This window comes from Rhodopila sp., from assembly GCF_965277165.1.
Lineage (GTDB): Bacteria > Pseudomonadota > Alphaproteobacteria > Acetobacterales > Acetobacteraceae > Rhodopila.
This window is the reverse complement of record NZ_CBDICE010000005.1, coordinates 1,208,507-1,229,040: the sequence shown is the minus strand read 5'-3', so window position 1 is coordinate 1,229,040 and position 20,534 is coordinate 1,208,507. Positions and strand designations below refer to the sequence as shown.

The following is a 20,534-nucleotide window of genomic DNA, read 5'->3' as shown; positions in this document are numbered from 1 at the left end:
TGCTCGCAGTTGAAGCGTTGAAGCGCTCTTAAGTCGCCCGGAGCGCCGGCACCGCGGTGAACACCGCCGCACGCTCCAACGCTGAAGAGACCGCGAACACGGTTTCCTCATCGAACGGCTTGCCGATCACCTGCAGCCCAAGCGGCAGGCCGTTCCGGTCCAGCCCCACCGGTACCGAACTCGCCGGCACCCCCGCCAGGTCCGCCGGGACCGTGAAAAGGTCGTTCAGATACATCTGGATCGGGTCGTCCATCTTCTCCCCTTGGGCAAAAGCGGCCGACGGGGCGGTCGGCGTCAGCAAGGCGTCCACCTCGGCGAAAGTGTCGGTGAAATCCTTCAGGATCAGCGCCCGAACCTTCTGGGCGCGAAGGTAATACGCATCGTAATAGCCGGCCGACAACACGTAGGTGCCGATCAGCACGCGGCGACGGACCTCGCGCCCGAACCCCTCCGCGCGGGTGCGTTCGTAGAGGTCCCGCAGGTCCTCCCCCTCGCGGCGCGACCCGAACCGCACACCATCGTAACGCGACAGGTTGGACGACGCCTCGGCCGGGGCGACGATATAGTACGTCGCGAGGCCATACTTGGTATGCGGCAACGAGACATCGACGATCTCGGCCCCCGCGGCGCGCAGCCAGTCGATACCTTGATGCCACAGCGCCTCGATCTCGGACGGCATGCCATCGGCACGGTATTCCCTGGGAATGCCGATCCGCAGCCCCTTGATGCCACGCCGACACGCCGCTTCGAAATCCGGCACCGCGACATCGGCACTGGTGGCGTCCTTCGGGTCATGCCCGGCCATCGAACCAAGCAGGATGGCACTGTCCTGGACGGTTCTGGCCAGCGGGCCGGGATGGTCCAGGGACGAGGCATACGCGACCACGCCCCAGCGCGAGCAGCGGCCGTAGGTCGGCTTGACCCCGACCAGGCCGCAGAATGAGGCCGGCTGGCGGATCGATCCGCCGGTGTCGGTGCCAGTGGCGCCCATCGCCAGCCGCGCCGCGACCGCGGCGGCGGATCCACCCGACGAACCGCCCGGAACCAGCACCGCCGCGGTGTCCTGCCGGCGCTTCCAAGGATTCTCCACCGGCCCGTAGGCTGACGTCATGTTGGACGAGCCCATCGCGAACTCATCCATGTTGGTCTTGCCGAGGAAGACCGCGCCGTCGCGCAGCAGATTAGCGGTTACCGTGCTTTCGTAAGGCGGCACGAACGGGCCAAGAATCCGGCTGCCGGCGGTGGTGCGAACGCCATCGGTGCAGAACAGGTCCTTGATCGCCAGCGGCACGCCGGTCAGGGACCGGGTCTCGCCGGCCGCAAGCTGTCCATCGGCGGCGCGGGCCTGGTCCACCGCGGCGGCATGGCTCACGGTGATGTAGGCATTCAGGCGAGGGTTCAGCGCCTCGATGGCACGCAGATGTGCCATGGTCAGTTCGACGGCGGTGAAGTCCCTGGCGCGCAGACCGTCGCGGGCCTGGGCGATGGTCAGGTCCGTCAGCATCACTCCACGACTTTCGGCACGACATAGAAATCGCCCAGCCGCTCGGGTGCATTGGACAATACCTTCTCCGCATAGCCCCCGTCGCTCACTACGTCGGTGCGCATCGCCAGTGCCATGCCGCTAGCGCCGGTCAACGGCGCGATGCCGGTAACATCGACCTCGTTGAGTTGCTCGATCCAGCCCAGGATGCCGTTCAGCTCTTGACGGAGGTTCTCGACCTCGTGCTCCTCGACACGGATATGGGCCAGTGAGGCGATGCGGCGGACGGTCGCCTGATCGAGCGACATTACGGAAATCCTTGGATGGATGCGAGCGCGGGACCATAACGACGGCCATGACGGTGTTCAACCTGCCGGACCTGTTGGCCTCGCTGGGACGGGATCAGCGGGTGATCGGCATCGATCCGGGTGCGAGGACGATCGGGCTGGCGCTGTCGGATGTGCGACGCAGGCTCGCTTCGCCGTACGGCAAGCTGAAGCGAGGGAAATTGTCGGTCAACGCCACTGAAATCGCCGCGATCGCGCTGCGCGAGGGTGCCTACGCTCTGGTCGTGGGGCTGCCGCTGTCAATGGACGGCACAATCGGCCCGGCGGCCCAAGCGGCTCGGGATTGGACCCACGCGCTGTCGGCGGCCACTGGTCTGCCGGCCGCGTTGTGGGATGAGAGGCTGTCCAGCGCCGCGGTCAACCGGTTCCTGATCGGGGCGGATGTGTCGCGCGCGAAGCGGGCACAGGCAGTGGACCGGGCGGCCGCCACCTGGATACTGCAGGCGGCGCTGGACGCCGGTTCGCAGCCGAACGACGATGTTTCCGGACCGCAAGACGTGGATCATGCATGAGGTCGGTGCATAGGTGACTGGAATTCCCACCATCATCAAATCGAATAGACGTTCCTAGTCATTGATAACTTGACCAAAACCTTCGGCTCCCCCTATACGGTCAGCGCTTTTGGGGGGGGCGGATCGGCATGATTCGGGGCGAGGCGGTCGCATCAGACGATCATGCGACGGCAACAGCCCACCGCGTCGCACCGCGCGCCCACCCATGAGCGTCCCATTTCTTGCGTGCATGGTTGCGGCCGCGGCGTTCTATCATTTGCCGCCGCGCGTGTTGCCATCGATCCAGGCGGTCGAAGGCGGCAGGATCGGCCTCGCGCAATTCAATACGAACGGGTCGGCGGACCTCGGCGTCATGCAGGTCAACACGATCTGGGTCAAACCGCTCGCGGCATTCACCCGCTTGAGCAACCAAGAGGTGATCGAGCGGTTGTTGCACGACCCTTGCTTCAATATCGCCGCATCGGCGGCGATCATGCGGCTTTATCTGAACCAGGCGCACGGCAACCTGATGGCGGCGATTGGCTATTATCATTCGCACTCTCCGGGTCTTGGAGCCGCCTACCAGGAAAAAGTCATCGCAGCCGCCGGTGGTTTGTTCAGCCGACAGCGCCAACGCCCCTGACGCGGGGCACACAACCCCGACATTGGCCAAAACATCATCTCCCTCCGCCGGTCGTGACCTTTCAAACCGCCGCCGCCTGCTATGGCTGGGATATGGAAGCAACCACGAGAAAGCCATCCATGAGACGCCGTCTTCGTCGTGACGACAGCGGGTTCACCCTGCTCGAACTGCTCGTCGTCATCGCCATTCTCGGGCTGCTGATCGGCCTCGTCGCCCCGGCCGTCCTGCGCCAGCTCGGCAACGCCCGGGTTTCGGTCGCCAAGCAATCGATTGAACGCATAGGGTCCATATTGGACATGTACAAGCTCGATGTCGGTAGCTACCCGACGACCGATCAAGGGCTGCAGGCGCTGGTCGAGCAGCCCAGCGGGGTGACGACCTGGAATGGGCCGTATGTGAAGGGCAAGGTACCGGTTGACCCGTGGAATCGTCCTTACACCTACCGTGACCCGTCCGACCGAGCCGGGCACGATTTCGATCTTTGTTCGGCCGGACCATCCGGGACCGGCGGCGACAGTCAGATCTGTAATCCCTGACAACGGCTCACCCAGCCGCTTCGGGATCGCGAATAGTGACCGGTCGCCGATCTTGGGAACGGCCGAAAGGAGTCACGTGATGGACGCCGAGACATGGCTCTGGCCGATCCTGACAGCCCCGTTCATCGGCAGTTTCATGGGCGTGTTGATCGTGCGGCTGCCGGCCGGGGCGCCGGTCGTGTTGGCCAGGTCGGCCTGCCCACATTGTGGCGCGCGGCTGACCAGCCGGGACTTGGTTCCCCTGATCAGTTTCGTGGCCCTGCGCGGCCGTTGTCGCCATTGCCGGGGATCCATCGGACTGCTGCACCCCACGGTGGAACTTGCCGCCGTCGTCGTCGCGGCATGGGCGGCGCTGGCCAATCACGATCCGCTTCGGTTGTGGGTGGATTGCGGCGTCGGCTGGACCTTGCTGACCCTGGCCTGGATCGACTGCACCAGCTTCCTGTTGCCGGACGTCCTGACGTTGCCATTATTGCTGGCAGGGTTGCCGCTGACGTTTGCCGAACAACCGGATGCCCTCACCGACCATTGCCTGGCCGCGGCCCTCGGCTACCTGTCATTCCAGGGGCTCGGATTCGCCTACCAGAAACTGCGCGGCCGAGACGGATTGGGTGGTGGCGATAGCAAACTGATCGCTGCCGCGGGTGCCTGGTGCGGCTTGGCACTGCTGCCCTTCGTGGTGCTGGGAAGCGCGATCGCCGGGCTGCTCGCGGCCTTGGGACTGGCGTTGGCGGGCCGAATGGTGACATCCACGATGCGAATTCCGTTTGGCCCCTGCATCGCTCTGGCCTTCTGGTTGGCGTGGCTGTACGGCGGGCTGTTGAACTCGGTGTTCGGGGGGCCGTGATGACTCGTTGGTTGGCGCCATTTCTCTGTCTGATATCAATCGTTTCGGCGGACCCGGCCATCGCCGGTGAGCGTAGTCCGGTTTGCAGGCAGTCATCCGTGGTGGACGAAATGGCTCGCCAGATCACCAAACGAAACTATTATGGTCGGGTCGATCCGAGGCTCGTCACCGAAACGCCCACCGCAATTGCGAACGTGGTTCGCTGTCAGGTCTGCGTTCAGTCCGCACCGTACAATACGACGCGCTTCGGCGATCAACCGGTCAGGCAATGCCTGGAACACGGGTTTGAGGTGCAGATCCTGCCAAGCGGCTTCGTGGTGCGTGACCTGAGGTAAGGCTGCCAGTGAGAGCCGGACAAACAAGGCAGACGGGATTCACCCTGCTCGAATTGATCGTGGTGATTGTCATCATCGGCCTGGTGGCGGCATTGATATTTGTCCGGCAGCCCTGGCACAGCCAGGCCCTCAATACCGAGGCAACGGTCCGCACTTTGACCTCGGCGCTGCGCTTGGCTCGATCGCGCGCGATCGCGCAGGATCGCGAAGTGGCGGTCGTGACCCGCGGCAACGGCTTTGCGCTGGACGGGGGCGCTGTCAGGTTGCTGCCGGCCGGGGATGCCCTGACGGCCGCCAAGGTGATCTTCATGCCGGATGGCGGAGCCTCTGGAGCAACATTGATGCTCGCCTCCGGGTCACGCCGGATTGTCATTTCGGTCAACTGGCTGACCGGACAGGTGCAGTCGCGCGAACTTGCCGGCGGATGAGGCACTCTCCTCTCGCACTCGCGACTGGTGTTCGCCGGACGCTCAGGCGATGCTGTCATGCGGGAGACTGACGCAATGCTGGCGCGTTTCTTTTCTTGGTGGATGGCGCGGATTGCCGAGTTGCTGCCGAAGTCGTGGACCGACGCGGGCGTCGCAGCACCGGACGGTATCGTGGCCGATGTCGATCGGATGAATAACCTGACGCTTTCGATCCGCGCCAGAGGCAAGCAAGAACCGGTCACTTCCGGAGCAGCGGCGCGACTGGCGACCCGCAAACCGGTGTTGTTGCGTGCGCCGCCCGATATCGTCCTGGAGAAGCACCACGTCGTTCCAGCCGCACCGCGCCGGGACCTCGATCTGTTGCTTCGACACGAACTCGCGCGCATCACGCCGTTCACATCGGAAAATTTATTCTGGAGATGGGACGGTCATCCGAAGCCGGGCGATCGAAGCCGGATCCGCGTCATCCTGACGATGGTGCCAAAAGCGGCTATGGCGGCGGCGTTCGAGGCGCTGGCCAAAGCCGGCATCGAGCCGCGCTTCATCGAAACTGGCCCGGCGGAGCGACCCCGACTGCTGGCGATCAACGATGACGCCGGCGGTCGGGCCGGTCGGTTGCCGACTCGCGCCTTGGCCTGGGTCTGCGCCGGCCTGGCGGTGGTAGCCCTGGCTGTGCCGGTGCTGCTGCAAGAACTCGCCTTGCATGCGACCAACACAGCCATCGACGACCTTCAGCCGGCAATCAAAAAGGTCGAGGCGATGCGCCGCGGCATCACCGCCGACGGCGCGGGACAGGCTGTGCTGGCACGGGAAATGGAACGTACCGGTGATATCTTGCAGGTTCTGGCGACGGTGACCCAAATCCTTCCGGATGACACATACCTGACCGACTTTTCGTTGCGTGACCGACAGATGCTGCTCGGCGGCCGGTCGGCCGCGGCGGCGCGATTGATCACCGGCCTGTCGGCCGACCAGGCGATTCACGATGCCACGTTTGCCGCCCCGGTCACCCGCGTCGAGGGCGCGACAACCGATGTCTTTTCGATCCGAGCGAGCATCGCGGCGCCGCCGCCCAAGCCTGACTGAACGAGCGGCGAGGGGGGCGACTCTGCCGGGCGTCCAGAAGCCCATGCTTCAGCCGCCGGATAGACTCCCAAATCGAGGTTAATTTACCTTTGGGTCACCATGAATGCGCTCTTGCGCTGGCTCGATATCGACCCACCGTGGGCGCCTTCGCATGGATATAGTCCTGAAGAAACTGCGTATTTCGACGCCTGGACGCGCTGCCGTGGACGGCCGGCTCGCGAGCCCGGCTCGCGATTTTTTCGCAGACTGTGGCCTGAATAACACGAGTTTAATTGCTCCGCCCAGCGAACGGTTACCTCAGCATCGCTATGTGCACGCTGTTGTCGATGCGGCCGTCCGGAACCCGGTGCCGCGTCGCGAACTTAAAATGGCGACCAGGAGAGTCATCGCATGAATTCGAAACCTCTTACCCCTACTCTTCGGCGAGCCGCGCTGGCCGCCGCGCTGCTGGCCGGCACCAGCCTTGGCGGTTTCGCCGTGGGACATAGTGCCTGGGCCGGCGATATCGCGCCGGTCAATCCACCCGGCGCGCCGCTACAACCGCATACGTTGCCCGACTTCACCAGCCTGGTGACCCAGGTCAAGCCAGCGGTGGTTTCCATTACCAACAAGCTGAAAGCCACCCCGGCATCGATGGAACAGGGTGAGCAGATGCAACAACTGCCCTTCCCATTCAACCAGATGATCCCGCATGGGCAGCAGCAGCAGCAGGAGCACGCGGTCGAGGCCCGTGGCTCGGGCTTCATCATCAATGCGAACGGCACGATCGTGACCAACAATCATGTGGTCAAGGGCGCCCGCACGCTCAGCGTCACGCTGGATGATGGAACTGTCTTGCCGGCCAAGGTCATCGGCACAGATCCCCGCACCGACATTGCCGTCCTCAAGGTCAATGCATCGCATCCGCTGCCGTTCATTCAGCTTGGCAATTCGCGTAACGTGAAGCCGGGCGAGTGGGTCGTCGCGATGGGCAATCCGTTCGGGCTCAGCAGCACGGTTACCGCCGGCATCGTGTCAGCGGTCAGCCGCGATATCGGCGCCGGGCCGTATGATCAGTTCATCCAGGTCGACGCGCCGATCAATCAGGGCAACTCCGGCGGCCCGCTGTTTACCCAGGACGGCAAAGTCATCGGCATGAACACCGCGATCCTGTCGCCCACCGGCGGGTCGGTCGGCATCGGCTTCGCGATCCCATCCGACATGATCCGCACTGTCTCGGCGCAGCTTGAAAAGACCGGCAAGGTGGTTCGCGGCTATGTCGGGGTCGAGGCGCAAGAAATTACCCCGACAACGGCGCAGGCAATGCACCTCAAGGTCAATGATGGCGCCCTGCTGGCCGGCGTTCAGTCCGACAGCCCGGCGGCGCGCGCCGGATTGGAACCGGGCGACGTGATTGAGGCAGTGAATGGCGCCAAGGTAACCGATCCGAAGGAACTGGCGGTGGATGTCGCCGGCATTCAGCCGGGGGATCAAGCGCATTTAAGCGTGTTGCATGACGGCCAGGTCAAGGATGTCAACATCAAGGTTGGAACGCTGCCGAGCGAGCAAACCGCCAGTAACGATGATCAGAGCAGTGAACACCATGCCAGGATCGGCTTGGCGCTGGCACCGCTGTCGCCTGACATGCGCAATCAACTTGATGTTCCGGACGGGACGAAAGGCGCGGTGGTGCAGGGCGTACAGCCTGGCTCTCCGGCCGAAGCGGCTGGCCTGCAGCCCGGTGACGTCATTGTAGGCGTGGGCACCCACTCGGTCGGGTCCCCGGCCGAGGCGGCGCAGGCGATGCGCACGGCGATGAACGGCAGCGATCATGCGCTCGCGCTGCGGGTGATCCGCAACGGTCAACCAGTGTTCGTCGGTGTTACGCTGAAAGATCAGAGCAAAGCGGGCTGAACGAGCCCGCGACGGGGCGGCGGACGGTGCTGCCCCGTCTGCCTACTTCGGGGGCGGCGATCCCGAGGTGGGATCACGCGGACGCGGCAACGCCAGGCTCGCTCGGCGTCTTCGCCATCTTCGCCGCATCCAGCGGTACTTCGACATCGATTTCCAATGTCGAGAACGACGCGCCGCGGTCGAGCTTGATCTGAACCGCGTCCCGATCGACGGTGATATGCTTGGCGATGACTGCAAGGATTTCTTCCTGCAACGTCGCCAGCAGATCGGATTTGCCGATGACGCTGCGCTCATGGGCAAGCAGCACCTGCAGCCGGTCCCGAGCCACCGGCGCGGTGGTTTTCTTGCGAAAGAGCTCGAACAGGCTCATGCCACCCTCCGCCCGAACAGTCGTCCGATAAAGCCGGTGCGCTGCATCGGCACAACGACGTCGACAGTCTCGCCCTTGAGCCGCTTGGCGGCGTCGAAGTAGGCCCGCGACGGCACGCTCGTCGGATTGTTCAGTGTCACCGGCGACCCGATGTTGGAGGCCTTGAGCACCTCCTCGCTTTCTGGAATGATCCCCAGCAGTGGGATCGACAGGATTTCCAGCACATCCTCGACCTTCAGCATTTCATTGCGCGCCGCCCGTCCGGCATCGTAGCGGGTAACCAACAGATGCTTGTCGACCTTTTCGCCCTTTTCCGCCCGTATGGTCTTGGAATCCAGCATCCCGATGATCCGATCGGAATCGCGCACCGAGGAAACTTCGGGGTTGGTGACCACCACGGCGAGATCCGCATTGCGCATCGCCAGCAACGCGCCGCGCTCGATGCCGGCGGGGCTGTCGCAGATCACCCAGTCGAACTTCTCTCGCAACTCGGCGATGACCTTGTCGACGCCTTCCATGGTCAGCGCATCCTTGTCGCGGGTCTGCGATGCCGGCAGCAGAGACAGCGTGTCGATCCGCTTATCGCGGATCAGCGCCTGCGCCAGTTTGGCGTCGCCTTGCACCACGTTGATCAGGTCGAACACCACGCGGCGTTCCGCGCCCATCACCAGATCGAGGTTTCTTAATCCGACGTCGAAATCGATGACCACGACGTTCTCACCACTCCGCGCGAGTGCGGCCCCCAGCGCGGCGGTGGAGGTCGTCTTGCCGACTCCGCCCTTGCCGGATGTAACCACCAGCACCTTGCCCATAGGATTCTCCTAATCCAGAACCGATATTTTCATCTGTTCGCCGTCTAGCCAGACTTGCACTGGCTTGCCCAAAGCAGTGGCGGGCATACCGTCCGCGGTCTGGTAGACGCCATCGATCGCCAGTAGTTCCGCCTGCAACTTGCTGCAGAATATCCGCGCGCCGGGATGTCCGGAGAGGCCGGCGACGGCACGACCACGCAACGTTCCGTAGATATGGATCGATCCGCCGGCCATGACTTCAGCGCCTGACGCGACCGAACCAAGTACGGTGATGTCGCCGCGTTCGAACACGACCGACTGGCCGGAGCGCACCGGTTGGTCGATCAGTAGCGTGTTGACCTCGGTGCTTAACGGCGCAGCCTCGGCTTGCGGCAGGCCTTGCGCGGGCCGGCCCTCGGGCGGCTCGATTTCCCGGCCCCGACGGCTGGACACCGGCAGGGGCCGACCCCAGGCTTCAATGCCGTCCCAGGATGGATGCGCACCCTCGGTGCCGATGATGCGGATGCCGCGCTGTTCCAGCAATTGCAGGAATTGCGCCACGCCCGGCTGTTCCCGAGGGACAACCCCGAGATCCACCACGACGGGGCGGGCATCGAAGAAATTGGGCGAACGTTCCATTTGCGCATCTAGCGCGTTGAGCCAATCGTTCAACGGCACGTCAGGTGTTAAAACCAGCGCCATTATGGTGCGGCCATACACGCGGATCAGCGATTTTGTTTCATGCGATGTCACAGTTCCGAACTATCCGCTGCTCGGCGGACGGTCAACGAGAATCCGGTGGGGCTGCACAAAATCATGTGGATAACCCTGCGCATCGACCGCTAGGGGTAGTGGTTGAGCCCAAACGTGGCCCTATAAGTGGTAGCGCCGCCGAGGTCCCCCCCGGCGGCGCCCAACCGTGCCGCGCGACTCGGCCCGATCAGGTGATCGCGTGCGCCAGCAGGCTGCTCAGGTTGGCGCTGGAGGCCCCGGCGATGGAGGCGATCGCCACCCTGGCCCCCCCCGAGGTCGCCGCGATCGACAGCGTGGCGCCACTCGCCTGGTCGCTCACCGTCAGGTAGGTCGAAAGCGTCGCCGCCGCGCCGTTCCAGTTGGTGGCGGCCAGCGCCGGCTTCAGGTCCAGCACATCGGAGGTGGTCAGGATGTTGCTGGTGAAGCTGACGCTGCCATGGCCCGCCGCCGGCAGGATATAGACGTTGCCGGCGCCGCTGTCGGTGACGGTCTCGGCGCCGCCCGACAGGCTGACCACATCGCCCGATCCCTTGAGGAACAGCATGTGCGCCCCCGCGGTCGCCACCACCGAGACCTGGCTGGCGCTGACCGTCGCGCTGGCCGCGCTCAGGCTGATCGGCGCCGGCAGCGGGCTGGTGCTGGTCCCCGCATCGGGCGCCCAGGCCGCGCTCGGACTGGCCTTGCCCCACCACAACTGGCTGGCGTTCTCCTGCCAGACCTGCTTGTTGACGTAGGCCAGTTCGGTGACGTTGGCGGTCGTCGTATCGGCGACGCCGTTGACCGCGACCTGACCGGAGCCGGTGATGGTCCATTTGTTGCCGCTGGCATCGATGATCGCACTGCTGGCACCGGCCAGTACCATGGTGTCGTTCGCCGAGGTCGGCGGCGGCGTCGGGGTCGGCGCCGGGGTCGGTGTCGGGGTCGGCGCGGGGGTCGGCGTCGGCGCCGGGGTGGCGGGCAACGGACTGGTGGCGGTGCCGGCCTGGGGCGACCAGGCGGCGTTGGGCTTGGTCTCGCCCCACCACAGCTTGCTGGCGTTCTCCTGCCAGATGGTGCCGTTGACATAGGCCAGTTCGATGACGTTGCCGGTGGTGGTGTCGGCCGCGCCGTTGATCGCCACCTGACCGGAGCCGGTGATGGTCCATTTGTTGCCGCTGGCATCGATGATCGCGGCACTGGTGCCGGTGACCACGGTGTCGTTCTTCGACGCTGTCGGCGTTGGCGCAGGCGTCGGTGTCGGCGCGGGGGTCGGCGTCGGGGTTGGCGCGGGGGTCGGGGTCGGCGCCGGGGTGGCGGGCAACGGACTGGTGGCGGTGCCGGCCTGGGGCGACCAGGCGGCGTTGGGCTTGGTCTCGCCCCACCACAGCTTGCTGGCGTTCTCCTGCCAGATGGTGCCGTTGACATAGGCCAGTTCGATGACGTTGCCGGTGGTGGTGTCGGCCGCGCCGTTGATCGCCACCTGACCGGAGCCGGTGATGGTCCACTTGTTGCCGCTGGCATCGATGATCGCGGCGCTGGTGCCGGTGACCACGGTGTCGTTCTTTGACGCTGTCGGCGTCGGTGTCGGCGCGGGGGTCGGCGTTGGCGCGGGGGTCGGCGTCGGGGTTGGCGCGGGGGTCGGGGTCGGCGCCGGGGTGGCGGGCAACGGACTGGTGGCGGTGCCGGCCTGGGGCGACCAGGCGGCGTTGGGCTTGGTCTCGCCCCACCACAGCTTGCTGGCGTTCTCCTGCCAGATGGTGCCGTTGACATAGGCCAGTTCGATGACGTTGCCGGTGGTGGTGTCGGCCGCGCCGTTGATCGCCACCTGACCGGAGCCGGTGATGGTCCACTTGTTACCGCTGGCATCGATGATCGCGGCACTGGTGCCGGTGACCACGGTGTCGTTCTTCGACGCTGTCGGCGTTGGCGCGGGGGTCGGTGTCGGGGTCGGCGCGCCACCGGTCGATTGGCTGAACAGCCAGCCGAGCGGTGAACCGGCGCCGGTTTGCGGGTAGTAGGTATCCCAGACGTCGTGGCCCAGGCTATTGTCCTGGGTATATTTCATGTCGCCGCCGATCGCCTGTTCCGCGGCATAAAGGTTCTGATCCCAGGCCAGTGGGACCTGCCCGTCTTGGCCGCCGTGGATGGCCCAGAACGGCACATTCTTCAGTCCGGTTACAACCGACTGATTGGGTTGCGGATACCCTTGCCCGTAGTCGGCGCCCGCCAGTGACAGACCGGCGGCAAAAATCTTGCCCTCGGTTCCAGTATAGGCGTTGTATTTGATGATCATGTCTTCAGTGCCGATACCACCCATGCTGTTGCCGGTGACATAGACGCGGGACGGATCAGAGGAATATTGCGACATCACCTGCTTCAGCGCGGCGATGGCGTTGTCTTCGCCAGCGCTGTCGGCAGTATCGACACCCCCGAAGTTGATCGTTTGACCGGAAAGATCGGCCGATTGATCGAGCAGCGGTGCGACTATGATCGAGGGATAGTCGGTGCGGAATGTCGACGTGTTGAACCACGCATTGATCTGGTTCTGCAAATTCTGCGGGCCATAGGTGCCCTGGTCCAATTGATGCAAGTATAATACGGTGGAATACTTGACGCTTGAATCGTAGTTCGCCGGCAATAACACCATGTATTGCATGCCGTTGATCGACTGAACGCTCCAATTTCCCGGCGCGGCCGGCTGGCTGGAGGCGGTCTGCGTGCTACTCATGTTAAATTGTGCTCCCGGAACGTGTCATGCGTCGGGAGGTAGTCACGAGTATGTGATGCGGAGCAATGGCAAATCAGAACTGATTGCTGAAACAAATCGTATTTTGCAAACCATTACGTTTCGGCTAGATAGGATCGCCGAACTCTGCCCGCAGTATCGGCCAGGGTTTAGAGATCATTCGAAACGGATACGTTCTATATTGTACATTTCTCTGCATTGGATCGGACACGAACCCAATAAAATTACCTAACCGAATCTAGTATGGTGTAGGAAGAAATACTTTGACATCCGCAAAGAGCCCGCAAGGCGTGTCGGCCCAAGCGTTCCCGCGAAAGTCGACCCAGGCTATGTTTACGGCGGCAATGTCCTCAGCCGAGACCACGACGCCTTTGGGACAAAGGTGTCATCGAGCTCGTGGACCACCATCAGACCGGTTTTGGTCTTGATGGCACCGATCGGATCCACATTAACCTGGCAGTCTGAAGTTCTGGGTTTTTCAACAAACTCACCGACGACGATGCGACTGATCGGCTGCCCCCGTGCCACAAGCTCCGCCGCCAACTGCCGCGGCTCTTGCAGGTCCATCGCAGCGGCGACATCGGATCGCCTTGTTCGCCGGATTCGATCAGCGCTATCAGGTCATCCATAAGATCAGTGTTGCGGTCGAACAGCGGCTTATGCCCGCCCGCCAGGCAGCCGCACCCTGCCTGGCACCAATCCGCTGGGCTCAGCCAAGTCTCTCAGGCTGCGTCCGATCGCATTGACCGCGATACCGGTTGCGGCTGACGCTGCTCCAATCCGACCGTAACTCGCGGCGGCGGCTTCCGTGGCGGCAAACAAGCGTCGTTCTTGCTCGTTGAGCTGCGGTGACAGGGCGGTAAAGCGGTCAAGAATCGGGGCCGGGTCGATCCTCCCGCAACATTATTGTCTGCCCACCCTTTCCAGCATCCCACGCCAAGCCCAGTTGAACACGTCAAGCCCAGGGGAACCCGACTCGCTCGGTCCCGAACAGACTCTCAGCGCCTCGACACCACGGCCGGGTGTCGGACCGCGGTTTGTTTGCCGACCCCGGAGTGCAGGTCTCGGACCGCCCGGACTGTCGCGGGAAGTCCAGCGGTGCTGACTGAACGGATGCTGTCTCGGTGATCCGCCCGATACCGGCATAGAGTCGCGCCATCGATAGCTCGATGTCGAATTTCCGGCATCCTCAGGATCTGGTCGGTGGTGAAGGCGTCTGCGACGAGGCCGGGGCCCTTGCGCATCTGGATGATGCAACTGACAAGGTTTTGGGCCCGGATGACTGGCTTGGGCGGGGCTGGAATATGCGATCGTCGGGCGGTATGGACCGGAAGCAGCGGCAATATCCGTAGGCGTCGAAGATGCCGGCAGGTCGCAGCCTGTCGACAGCCAACCGTCCTGGCGCCGACGTGACCGCGCGATCCCGCTCCAGCGGCGCCAGTAAGGCTTGACGGACTGCGGCAAGCGCCAAAATCTATGGAGCGAGCATCATCCGGAGCCTGAGCGGGCGCCGACATTGGTAGCGGCCACAGGCATCCAAGAGCGGACCGAAATCGTGAGTACAACGCGCTTTGATCAGCAGATTCCTCCGAAGAGCGTCAGGCCCTTCAGCCGGTCAAGCAGACAAGGGCTGGATTTTGTGTTATGATCCTCGGAGCCTGTGGCTCAGCGGCAGCAGACCAGGCAAGCCTGATTTTGGGACAATGGCCGGAGACACTTGGCTTTTGCGAATGAAATTGCGGTCTTGCTGACTAATCGTCAACTAAGGGGAACAACAGAATGTCCGTGGGCGCCGTTTTAAAAGCCAAGATCGCCGCGCATGTCGTCTCCGTCGAGCCATCGGCGACCGTGCTGGAGATCGCGGAAATTATATCCTCCCGTCGGATCGGCGCGGTGCTGGTCCTGGATGATCGCGGTGGCGTTGCTGGAATCGTCAGCGAGCGCGACGTGGTGAAAGCGTTGGCGGCCCATACCGACAAGGTGGTGACGATGCGGGCAGACGATCTAATGACCCAGAATGTAACCACCGCCACCTCGGAGACCACGGTTGTGGAGGCCATGGAACTCATGGATCACGGGTATTTTCGCCATCTTCCCGTTGTCAACGACGGCAAAGTTGAAGGGATTATCAGCATCCGCGATCTGGTGAAGTATCGGATCATGGAGCATGAGCGGGATGCCGACAACATGAAGGCGTATATCGGGGGGGTGGCTTGATCCCCGCCGTCGCACCGAGCCAGAGCGGCCGTACGAGGATTTTCGCCCGTCCTTGGACGGAAATGGGGTTATCTTATCGTTAGGGTTGATCTCTCGGCAGGCATCCGCTGAGCACCATCGTCACGTTCGCGTCCTTTTCCAAGATAACGTAGCGCCGGATCGAAGGCGTGGCGCCGCATTGTGCGACTTGGTAATGCGGTCGGTGCGAGCAGCACGGACCTCCGCCGAGGCGATTTCGCAAAGCGAACCGAACATCGTCACCGATGGTCTTGTGCGTGTGGGCGCCCCGGTCATCGCGACGGGGCCGAAACCGTCGAATTCCCGGAGTTCCTCTGAGGCGAGGAACTCACCGACTGTGGTCCGCAGGCGGATGCCAACACCGAATGTTGCGTTATACCATTTGATTGCCACGTTTGCCGCCAGCCGCCAGGCGGTGCAACATTCCCATTCAACTGGGAATGAAATCCATGGCCAAGACCTACTGGATCGGCACCTACCGCGCCGTGACCAACCCCGACAAACTCGCCGCCTACGCGCAACTGGCTGGCCCGGCCATCACTGCCGGCGGCGGGAAATTCACCGTCCGCGGCACTCCGGCCAAGACCTATGAAGCGGGTCTCAACCAGCGCACCGTGGTGATCGAGTTCGACAGCCTAGCCCATGCCACCGCCGCGCACGACAGCCCAGCCTACCAGGCCGCGCTGGAAGCGCTTGGGGACGGCGCCGAACGCGACATCAGGCTGGTCGAGGGGGTCTGATCAGCCGCTGATATAGTCGCATTTGAAGCCGTCGCCCCAGCGCTTGATGTAGCCGCGGGACGGCGAGGGGAAATGCGCGAAGCAGCATTGCGTGTCGGTGTCGCAATAGCTTTCCAGGAACTTGCGGCGCGTCGCGATGCCTTGGGCCGGATCGTAATCGATCCGCATCGCCAGGTCGGGCCATCTGCCCTGCAGCGGCGTATGGATAAGGTCCCCGGTTATCACCGCGTCACGGCCGTTGCGTCCGAGTGTGACCGCGTAATGATCGATCGTATGACCCGGGGTCGGGATCAGCCTTACGAGGTCGTTCAGCGCATGATCGCTGCTGACCAGGTCGTGGCGTTTCGCTTCGACGATCGGGATCACGCTGTCGATGATCGGCGGCTGCGTCACCTTGTCGTTCTCCGCCAGCCAGAAATCCAGCTCGGTTTTTGAGAACAGATAGCGCGCGTTGGGGAAGGTCGGCACCCAGCGGCCGTTTTCCAGCCGGGTGTTCCAGCCGACATGGTCGACGTGAAGATGCGTGCAAAGAACGAAATCGATATCGCCGACGCTCAGCCCGACCTCGGCCAGGCCGGCCATGAACACGTTGTCGGTCTTCATGTGCCACATCGGCCGCGCCGATCGGTCTTTGTCGTTGCCGACGCAACTATCGACCAGGATGACGTGACGCCCGGTGCGCACGATGTAGGACTGGAAGCACAGCACCAGTTTGTCTTCGGCGTCCAGCGCCAGCGGCGTCTTCATCCAGGGGCGGCTGTCATCCAGCATCTCGGGGGTCAGCTTCGGCAGGAATTCCAACGCCGGGCTCAAGCCGCATTCCATCTCGATGATCCGGTGGACGGTCATGTCGCCGACCTTGAACGTCGTGGTCGCCATGCTTGCCGCTCCTGTGGTTGTGATTGTTGGGCGGAGATTAACCCCGAACCGGAAAGCCGACAAACCGGCGGCACGTCTCGGGCGAACCGGCGGCACGCCCTGGACGAAGCGGTTGGCGGCGCAAGCAAACTCTTGACCGGCGCTTGGTTGTTGACCATTTTGCCGCCAAGCCGGCAAGCGGCTGTTGAAGGATCAGGCCCAATGGCTAAGTCGAACGTCGTTCAGATCAAGCTGATATCCACCGCCGATACCGGTTTCTTCTACGTCACCAAAAAGAACGCTCGCGCCCAGACCAGCAAGCTGGAGCTGAATAAATACGACCCGGTGGTGCGCAAGCACGTGCCGTTCAAGGAAGCCAAGATCAAATAGTTGGGCGTGGTCCACCGATTGACATGACCCGAAGGCGGGACCTGGAGGTGGACCTGGGGATGTATCGACGGCGCCGATGATTGCCCTCCAGCATATAAGGTTGATCCTGGCGGCTGCGTGCCTGCTCGTCGGCTTGATGTTGATTTCGATGTCGGTCCGAGCGGCGGCTCCCGACTATCGTTTTGAGGTCACGGATGTAAGGGTTGTCGGTCCAGGCAAGACCGACGTCGTACTCCGGCTGCTTCATTTGCCCGACAAGGATCCGGTGAGTGGTGCCGTCATCCTTCAGGTTTCGGCCGATCGGGCACCGGACGGCATGCCGACGATTAAAGCCTCGGCCAAGCCGCTACCGGCGTCGCAGCCCGGCGTTTACATCATCGAGGTCGAGCGCGGCCGACCCGGCAACTGGGCGCTTCGGTTGGCCGCCAAGGTTCGCGGCGAGCCCGAGACGCTGCGTGCAACTGTGCCCGTCAAGCTTGGAAACTGACATCGGACGTTCGTGCGACGGGTGTGGCATCGGCGACCGCCACGGTCGCGATCCTATGCCAGCGCCGCCAGCCTTGCCTCGGCGTCATCCTCTTGTTCGATCCGCAGCGCGTCGTTGAAACGGTTAAAGAACCCGCAAAGTGTGATCCGCAACGTCAACTCGACGATCTGGGCTTCCGAGAAATGCCGGCGCAGATGCTCGAACAGATTGTCGCGGATGCGGGAGGGAGTTTCCCAAGCCGCGCGCGCATAGGCCACGACGATCCGGTCCACGTCATCCAGCTCGGGATTGTCCTCCTCGAGCAGGCGATCGATGGCGTCGGGGGACAATCCTTCGACCGCCAGGAACGGCTTGTGGTGAGCCACGCAATAGTGGCATTCGTTCAGTTTCGTAACGACGACGATCGCGATCTCGAGATACCGTTTCGGCAGCGTTGCCGCTTCGCGCAGTTCCATCAGCATCGACATCAGGTGCCGCATTGCCGCCGGGACATGGGCAAAAACCGCGACCTGGTTACGGAACGGCCCGTATTCGGCGGCGAAGCGCTCATAAATCGCCGCCTGGTCGGGCTGCAATTCGGCCGAGGGGATGTCGCGGACCCGAGCCATATCGTTATGCTCCCAATTCTTGTTCTACCGCAGCGTGGCCCCGGTCGCCTTCGCCACCGCGGCCACGACCTTCTGGCACGCGGCCTCGATTTCTGCGTCGGTCAACGTTCGCTCGCGCGGTTGGAAGGTCGCCTCGACGCCCAGCGATTTCTTGCCGTTGGCCATCTTGTCGCTTTCGTACAGATCGAACAGGCAGACCGAGGTGATCAACCCGCGTTCGGCGCCCCTGGCGGCGCGCAGCACCGCGTCGGCGGCGACCGAGGCATCGACCAGGAAGGCAAAGTCGCGCCGCACCGGCTGGAACGCGGCCAGATCGGGCGCGGCCTTCTTGCGCCGTTTCGGGTCGGCCACGGCATCGAGGTTCAACTCGAACACAACCATTGGCGCAGGCAGTCCCAGCGAGGCCAGCAGCTTGGGATGGATCTCGCCGAAATAGCCCAGCACGGTCTTGGGACCCTGGCGCACCATGCCCGACCGGCCGGGGTGCAGGAACCCAGGGACATCGGTCGTCACCTGCAGCGCCTCCCGCGGCGCGCCGACAGCGTCCAGCAGCGGCCACAGGTCGCGCTTCGCATCCATCGCACCCACCGGACGCTGCGCGGCCAGCCAGGTCCTGGGCGTCGATCCCGACCGCAGCCCAGCGGCAACCAGCTTCTGCCCGTCGGGGGCATCGATGTCGAAAGCCGGCCCGATTTCGAACAGCGCGACATCAGCGTAGCCGCGCGCGGCGTTGCGCCCGGCCGCCAGTGCCAGCGTCGCCAACGGTGTCGGCCGCAACTGGTCGAGGTCCGCGGCGATCGGGTTGATCAGGCGCAGCGCCTCCGGCGTCGGGCCGAACCGTTCGGCGTCCGCGCGGGCCATGAAGCTGAAGGTTACGCACTCCATCAGGCCGCCCGCCGCCAGGGTCCGGCGTGCCACCGCGGTGCGCTGCTGCCGGGGTGTCAGAGTGGCAGGCGGCACCGGGCTCTCGCGCGGCAGCGACACCGGCGCCACCGCGTCCAGCCCGCGCAGGCGCAGCACTTCCTCGATTAGGTCGCTTTCGGCCTCGATCGCGGCGCAGCCTTCGGCGGCGGCGGCCGCCTTGGCCGGGTCCAGCGCCGGCGACTGATCCAGGGCGATCGGCATGGCTATGTCGTTGCGCCAGGACGGCACTGCCACGGTTAGCCGGTCCGCATCACGCCGGCGTTCGGCGAAGCCCAGCCGTTGCAGCGAGGCAACCGCCGCGTCGGCGGAGATGTCGGATCCGCCGAACGCCGCGATGCGGGCGAAGCGCATGCTGGCGTCGCGCTGCCAGGCCGGTTCGGCGCCGGCTTCGGTCACTGCGCCGGGCTCGCCGCCGCACAGTTGCAGGATCAGCGCGGTGGCGGCCTGGATCGCATCCGGCATCAGCGCCGGATCAATGCCGCGCTCGAACCGCTGGCGCGCGTCGGACACGATCTGATGCCGCCGCCCGGTCTGCGCGACGCGCACCGGATCGAACAGCGCGCACTCGACGAAGACCCGGGTGGTGGTTTCGTCGCAGCCAGTTGCCTCACCGCCGATCACGCCGGCGATCGATTGCACCCCGGCGGCATCGCAGATCGCGCAATCCTCGGCATCGACGACATAATCCTTGCCGTTCAGCGCCCGCAGCGTCTCGCCGCGGCCTCGGCGCAAGGTCAGCACGTCACCGGACAGCTTGGCCACGTCGAACACGTGCAGCGGCCGGCCGAGGTCGAAGGTAAAGAAGTTGGTGATATCGACCAGCGCGTTGATCGGCCGCAGTCCGATGAAGGTCAGCCGGTCCTGCAGCCATTTTGGGCTTGGGGAGTTCTTCACGCCGCGGATGCCGCGCCCGATGATCCAGGGACAGGCCTCGGGAAACGCGATGTCCCAGCGCGGGCCGCCATCGAACAGCGGCAGGATGACGGCGGGGGCAAAAGGCTTCAGCGAGCCCAGCCCGGCCGCAGCCAGATCGCGTGCCACGCCACGCACCGAGAAACAATCGCCGCGGTTGGGGGTCACGCCGATCTCGATCACCGGATCGTCCAATCCGGCGTAGGCCGGGTACGACAGGCCGACCGGCGCATCGGCGGGCAGTTCGATGATTCCGGCGTGATCGTCGCCGAGGCCCATTTCCCGAACGGACAAGAGCATTCCGGCGCTTTGGACGCCGCGGATCTCGCCGACTTTCAGGGTGATCCCGGTGCCAGGGATGAACGCTCCGGGCGCGGCGAACACTGCCTTCATGCCGGTGCGGGCATTCGGCGCGCCGCAAACCACCGATACTATGTCGTCACCGGTATCCACCCGGCAGGCCCGCAGCCGGTCGGCATTCGGGTGCTGCACCGCCTCGATCACCTGGGCGACGCGGAACGAGGCCAGCGCCGCGCCGGGATTTGCGACGCTTTCCAGTTCCAGCCCGATCTGGGTCAGGGTATCGGTGATGTGGGGCAGCGAGGCGTCGGTCTGGAGGTGGGATTTCAGCCACGACAGGGTGAACTTCATC

At 64.0% G+C, this 20,534-nt stretch carries 22 protein-coding genes; 12 read left to right on the top strand and 10 right to left on the bottom strand.

Going from position 1 to position 20,534, the window contains the following annotated elements; translation table 11 throughout:
• Nucleotides 1-28 precede the first annotated feature (28 nt).
• Complete coding sequence (gatA, locus tag ACQY4Y_RS06385; protein WP_428489714.1) at nucleotides 29-1,507, bottom strand: Asp-tRNA(Asn)/Glu-tRNA(Gln) amidotransferase subunit GatA; 1,479 nt, start codon at nucleotides 1,505-1,507, stop codon at nucleotides 29-31.
• The gene (gene gatC / locus ACQY4Y_RS06380; RefSeq protein ID WP_428489713.1) at nucleotides 1,504-1,791 is read right to left on the bottom strand and encodes an Asp-tRNA(Asn)/Glu-tRNA(Gln) amidotransferase subunit GatC; all 288 of its coding nucleotides are present in this window, start codon (nucleotides 1,789-1,791) and stop codon (nucleotides 1,504-1,506) included. The genes gatA and gatC overlap by 4 nt, the downstream gene beginning before the upstream one ends.
• A 47-nt stretch (nucleotides 1,792-1,838) precedes the next feature.
• Here gatC and ruvX point away from each other — a divergent pair, with 47 nt between their 5' ends.
• The 8 genes from ruvX (at nucleotide 1,839) to ACQY4Y_RS06340 (ending at nucleotide 8,089) form a co-directional block, all read left to right on the top strand.
• The gene (gene ruvX / locus ACQY4Y_RS06375; RefSeq protein ID WP_428489712.1) at nucleotides 1,839-2,342 is read left to right on the top strand and encodes a Holliday junction resolvase RuvX; all 504 of its coding nucleotides are present in this window, start codon (nucleotides 1,839-1,841) and stop codon (nucleotides 2,340-2,342) included.
• Nucleotides 2,343-2,547: 205 nt separating this feature from the next.
• The gene (locus tag ACQY4Y_RS06370) at nucleotides 2,548-2,964 is read left to right on the top strand and encodes a lytic transglycosylase domain-containing protein (protein ID WP_428489711.1); all 417 of its coding nucleotides are present in this window, start codon (nucleotides 2,548-2,550) and stop codon (nucleotides 2,962-2,964) included.
• Nucleotides 2,965-3,083: 119 nt separating this feature from the next.
• Nucleotides 3,084-3,500, top strand: coding sequence for a type II secretion system major pseudopilin GspG (gspG, locus tag ACQY4Y_RS06365; protein ID WP_428489710.1), 417 nt, complete (start codon nucleotides 3,084-3,086; stop codon nucleotides 3,498-3,500).
• A gap of 79 nt (nucleotides 3,501-3,579) precedes the next feature.
• On the top strand, nucleotides 3,580-4,347 hold the full coding sequence (locus tag ACQY4Y_RS06360; protein WP_428489709.1) for a prepilin peptidase: 768 nt from the start codon (nucleotides 3,580-3,582) through the stop codon (nucleotides 4,345-4,347).
• 110 nt (nucleotides 4,348-4,457) lie between these two features.
• Complete coding sequence (locus ACQY4Y_RS06355; protein ID WP_428489708.1) at nucleotides 4,458-4,682, top strand: hypothetical protein; 225 nt, start codon at nucleotides 4,458-4,460, stop codon at nucleotides 4,680-4,682.
• A gap of 8 nt (nucleotides 4,683-4,690) precedes the next feature.
• On the top strand, nucleotides 4,691-5,110 hold the full coding sequence (locus ACQY4Y_RS06350; protein WP_428489707.1) for a GspH/FimT family pseudopilin: 420 nt from the start codon (nucleotides 4,691-4,693) through the stop codon (nucleotides 5,108-5,110).
• A gap of 57 nt (nucleotides 5,111-5,167) precedes the next feature.
• Entirely contained in the window at nucleotides 5,168-6,196 is a 1,029-nt protein-coding gene (locus ACQY4Y_RS06345) for a PilN domain-containing protein (RefSeq protein ID WP_428489706.1), read from the top strand.
• A 390-nt stretch (nucleotides 6,197-6,586) separates the two neighbouring features.
• Entirely contained in the window at nucleotides 6,587-8,089 is a 1,503-nt protein-coding gene (locus ACQY4Y_RS06340; RefSeq protein WP_428489705.1) for a Do family serine endopeptidase, read from the top strand.
• A 73-nt stretch (nucleotides 8,090-8,162) separates the two neighbouring features.
• On the opposite strand, the gene minE is transcribed toward ACQY4Y_RS06340, so the two are convergent.
• From minE to ACQY4Y_RS06315, 5 genes are all read right to left on the bottom strand, one after another.
• Entirely contained in the window at nucleotides 8,163-8,459 is a 297-nt protein-coding gene (gene minE, locus ACQY4Y_RS06335) for a cell division topological specificity factor MinE (RefSeq protein ID WP_428489704.1), read from the bottom strand.
• The gene (gene minD / locus ACQY4Y_RS06330; RefSeq protein ID WP_428489703.1) at nucleotides 8,456-9,271 is read right to left on the bottom strand and encodes a septum site-determining protein MinD; all 816 of its coding nucleotides are present in this window, start codon (nucleotides 9,269-9,271) and stop codon (nucleotides 8,456-8,458) included. The genes minE and minD overlap by 4 nt, the downstream gene beginning before the upstream one ends.
• 9 nt (nucleotides 9,272-9,280) lie before the next feature.
• Complete coding sequence (gene minC / locus ACQY4Y_RS06325) at nucleotides 9,281-10,003, bottom strand: septum site-determining protein MinC (protein WP_428489702.1); 723 nt, start codon at nucleotides 10,001-10,003, stop codon at nucleotides 9,281-9,283.
• A gap of 187 nt (nucleotides 10,004-10,190) precedes the next feature.
• The gene (locus tag ACQY4Y_RS06320) at nucleotides 10,191-12,710 is read right to left on the bottom strand and encodes a hypothetical protein (protein WP_428489701.1); all 2,520 of its coding nucleotides are present in this window, start codon (nucleotides 12,708-12,710) and stop codon (nucleotides 10,191-10,193) included.
• A 425-nt stretch (nucleotides 12,711-13,135) separates the two neighbouring features.
• Entirely contained in the window at nucleotides 13,136-13,309 is a 174-nt protein-coding gene (locus tag ACQY4Y_RS06315; RefSeq protein WP_428490745.1) for a hypothetical protein, read from the bottom strand.
• Between the two features lie 1,198 nt (nucleotides 13,310-14,507).
• Here ACQY4Y_RS06315 and ACQY4Y_RS06310 point away from each other — a divergent pair.
• Both ACQY4Y_RS06310 and ACQY4Y_RS06305 read left to right on the top strand, forming a co-directional pair.
• On the top strand, nucleotides 14,508-14,945 hold the full coding sequence (locus ACQY4Y_RS06310; protein ID WP_428489700.1) for a CBS domain-containing protein: 438 nt from the start codon (nucleotides 14,508-14,510) through the stop codon (nucleotides 14,943-14,945).
• Nucleotides 14,946-15,412: 467 nt separating this feature from the next.
• Complete coding sequence (locus ACQY4Y_RS06305) at nucleotides 15,413-15,703, top strand: DUF1330 domain-containing protein (RefSeq protein WP_428489699.1); 291 nt, start codon at nucleotides 15,413-15,415, stop codon at nucleotides 15,701-15,703.
• Here ACQY4Y_RS06305 and ACQY4Y_RS06300 read toward each other — a convergent pair whose 3' ends face one another.
• Nucleotides 15,704-16,582 (bottom strand): MBL fold metallo-hydrolase, encoded by an 879-nt coding sequence (locus tag ACQY4Y_RS06300; RefSeq protein ID WP_428489698.1) that lies wholly within the window; start codon nucleotides 16,580-16,582, stop codon nucleotides 15,704-15,706.
• 201 nt (nucleotides 16,583-16,783) lie between these two features.
• On the opposite strand from ACQY4Y_RS06300, the gene rpmG reads away from it, so the two are divergent.
• Both rpmG and ACQY4Y_RS06290 read left to right on the top strand, forming a co-directional pair.
• A complete protein-coding gene (gene rpmG / locus ACQY4Y_RS06295) occupies nucleotides 16,784-16,951 on the top strand; it encodes a 50S ribosomal protein L33 (protein WP_428489697.1) in 168 nt (55 codons plus the stop codon).
• 100 nt (nucleotides 16,952-17,051) lie between these two features.
• The gene (locus tag ACQY4Y_RS06290) at nucleotides 17,052-17,438 is read left to right on the top strand and encodes a FixH family protein (protein ID WP_428489696.1); all 387 of its coding nucleotides are present in this window, start codon (nucleotides 17,052-17,054) and stop codon (nucleotides 17,436-17,438) included.
• Between the two features lie 53 nt (nucleotides 17,439-17,491).
• On the opposite strand, the gene ACQY4Y_RS06285 is transcribed toward ACQY4Y_RS06290, so the two are convergent.
• Both ACQY4Y_RS06285 and pheT read right to left on the bottom strand, forming a co-directional pair.
• The gene (locus ACQY4Y_RS06285) at nucleotides 17,492-18,046 is read right to left on the bottom strand and encodes a carboxymuconolactone decarboxylase family protein (protein ID WP_428489695.1); all 555 of its coding nucleotides are present in this window, start codon (nucleotides 18,044-18,046) and stop codon (nucleotides 17,492-17,494) included.
• A gap of 24 nt (nucleotides 18,047-18,070) precedes the next feature.
• A complete protein-coding gene (pheT, locus tag ACQY4Y_RS06280) occupies nucleotides 18,071-20,533 on the bottom strand; it encodes a phenylalanine--tRNA ligase subunit beta (RefSeq protein ID WP_428489694.1) in 2,463 nt (820 codons plus the stop codon).
• Between the last annotated feature and the right edge of the window lies 1 nt (nucleotide 20,534).